Raw genomic sequence first — 2,631 nt, forward strand, 5'->3', positions numbered from 1 at the left:
TTCGGCCGGTCGGAGGCCGTCGCAGTGGTGGGGTGCAGAGTTGAAGAAGGTGTTGTGTCCATGGGAGTCGCCGTTCGCGAATTGCGTGGCGGGCGCTCCCGTGGCGACTACCTTGGTCGCGCGATCGTGGACTGCGGGGGAGCACCCACTGCGGATACTGTGTTCACGGGTCTCACCTCCCTCCGATGGATCTCGATCGCCGGAACGTTAGCACCGTGGCAACGTGTTGAGCAATCGGCAGCAAGCCGGGGGTCCGCCTCAGATGTGTGAGGTCAGGCGGCGCGGGCATCGGCCGGGGCCGTCGCAGCAGTGGTCGGGTGGCGAGGAGCGATCGGCGGACGTCGGCGCTGGGGGTGGGTGCGCCAGAAGCGATCCCAGCGGCCGGAGCGATGGAGGGCGCGCAGGGAGGCGACGGTCTGAGCCCCGGCCTGGCTCCAGCGCATGCCGGCCTGTTTCTCGCGGGTCTGGATCAGGGTCTTGCAGGCGCTCTCGACACCACCCGAGCCGATCGGCAACTGGCGGGCGACGAAGCGGGGGTAGTCCATGCGGTCGGCATGGTCGGTGAAATAGCCGCGCGCCTTGCGGACTTCCTCGGCAGCGTCGGTGCCGCTGACGATCGGGGTGAGCTCAGCGAGTGCGGTGAGGATCGGGGCTGGTCCCGCGTCGAGCAGGCGGCCCGTGAGCGGCTCGGCCCAGGCAGCAGCCTGAGCGGTGCCGGCCCCGAAGGCGGCGTTGGCAACCGTCCAGAGGTGTCCCCAGGCGTGGAAGATGTCGACGATCTCGATTACCTCGACCTCGCGCCGGCCCAGGAACTGCCAGGCGTACCGCCAGATCCAGTCGGCTCCATCGCCGAGGACGACCACCAGTGCCAGCTCCGGTGTATGCAGCCCCCGGAGGCAGGCCGCCACGTAGACTCGGTACCAGAACAGCGCGGCCGTCTCGAACCCGGCGCACGCGCTCTGCCGACCCAGCGTGAGTGCGACCCGACCCGTCGCCGCGACCGTCCGGGTGGCGGGCCCGAGCGGCGCGACCAGGCCGACCTTCACCTCGTGCCAGTCCCCACCGGCATGGACCTGCACCCCGTCGACCTCCACCACCAGGGCCGCCGGGGGCGTCTCGCCCCCGGCGGGTGGCGGCGCCTGACCGGCCTGCGCCTGCGCGACCCACGCCTGCTCCTCGGCCTCGGCGACCGCCCCAATTCCTTCGGTTACCCGCCGCACCGCCTCGGTCGCTACGTCCACGCGCAGCGTCTCCTCGAGCAGGTCAGCGGCCGTGCCGAACCCGGCCTCGATCCCAACCCGACACGCCACCCGCGCGAGCCCAGGTGACAACGCTCCCGCCCCGAGCCCCAGCCGCTCGTCCAGTGGGGCGACGCCATGGCCACACCGATCGCAGACGTAGTACGCCCGATGCACCTGGTAGTCGCCCACCAGCCCTTGGAGCGCACGGGGCCGGGCCGGGTCCACCGCCCGCATCGGCCGGTCACACGTCCCACAGGTCGGCCGCTCACCCGCCTGCCCGGCCGCGATGGCCGTGACCACCGCCTCGACGACCCGCCCCAGCACCCGGCGGCTCACCTCCTGCAGGTGCCGCTCGATCCCATCGAGATCAGCCGCTACCAGCTCCGGTCCGACCCGCTGCAGCTCGCTGACGAACAGCGTGCCCAACTCCTCTACAATCGCTTCGGACAGCGGTGCTCTGTCCACCGGTACCCTCCCTGGGGTCCGAGCGTTGCCGCGCTCGGCCCGGTGTGAGGGTGCCACTTCTGTGTACCACGCGTCACCGCCTCGCCAAACCATCGTCACAACTGTGGGGTGGACCCTCATGCGCGCTGCCGTTGTGATATCGCCAGCATGGCGTCATTCGAGATGCCGCGCTGTCCTCGGCGGAACACCTCCATGGTGGCCGGGGTTCTCTCACGACCGGGGTGCGCGTGGAAGTGGACCCCACAGCAGTCCCGTGCTGCGCGCTGGTGGCCCCGGGACTGACGCACGACTCGGATGGCACTGAGCGGGGGCGCTCATGCATGTTCCGTCGGGAACAGCTGCGGTGTCTGCTGCCCGATAGGAGGGGTGTCTGGTGCCCGATAGGAGACGCGTCTGCCAGGGTGCGATGCTGGCTCCTGATGGGACGTAGCCAATAGCTCACAGGAGGGGTCGAAGATGACTTCCCGGCAGATGGCCGCGCGGATCGTGCGGCGTACCTCCAGGGTCCTCGCCGCAACCGCGTTCGCCGTCACGGTCTCGGTCGCCGGCGCCGGGTCGGTGCATGCCGCCCCCGCCGAGGCGCCCCGCTGCTACAACACCGGCATCCCGACACACGACATGGCCGGGGCGTACACCGCACCCGCACTGTCCGCCGCGATCGTGGTGAACGCTTGCAGCGGCGTCGAGATCGCGTGGGACAACGAGAGCGGCCGGCACATCGCGCTCTACGGGGCGGTCGATCGGCTCCCCGGCGGAGGCTTCGTCGCCAAGGCCGACGTGGCGGACGGTGGCATCTTCCCGAACGGTGCGAACGTCATCGGGATCAAGCCGGCCGAGCGCGGAACCATCCAGCTGATCACCACCAACGACAACGGCGACATCACCGGCGTCTACCAGCTCATCAAGGTTCGCTAGTGACCGACCG

Annotated in this window: 2 protein-coding genes; one reads left to right on the top strand and one right to left on the bottom strand. The window is 70.2% G+C overall.

Going from position 1 to position 2,631, the window contains the following annotated elements; translation table 11 throughout:
• Nucleotides 1-272: 272 nt before the first annotated feature.
• Nucleotides 273-1,826, bottom strand: a complete 1,554-nt coding sequence (locus VF468_20425) for an ISKra4 family transposase (protein ID HEX5880656.1) — start codon at nt 1,824-1,826, stop codon at nt 273-275.
• 351 nt (nt 1,827-2,177) lie between these two features.
• Between VF468_20425 and VF468_20430 the strand changes: the two genes are divergently transcribed.
• On the top strand, nt 2,178-2,621 hold the full coding sequence (locus VF468_20430) for a hypothetical protein (protein ID HEX5880657.1): 444 nt from the start codon (nt 2,178-2,180) through the stop codon (nt 2,619-2,621).
• Nucleotides 2,622-2,631: the final 10 nt, after the last annotated feature.

The sequence above is a fragment of the Actinomycetota bacterium genome (assembly GCA_036280995.1).
GTDB lineage: Bacteria > Actinomycetota > CALGFH01 > CALGFH01 > CALGFH01 > CALGFH01.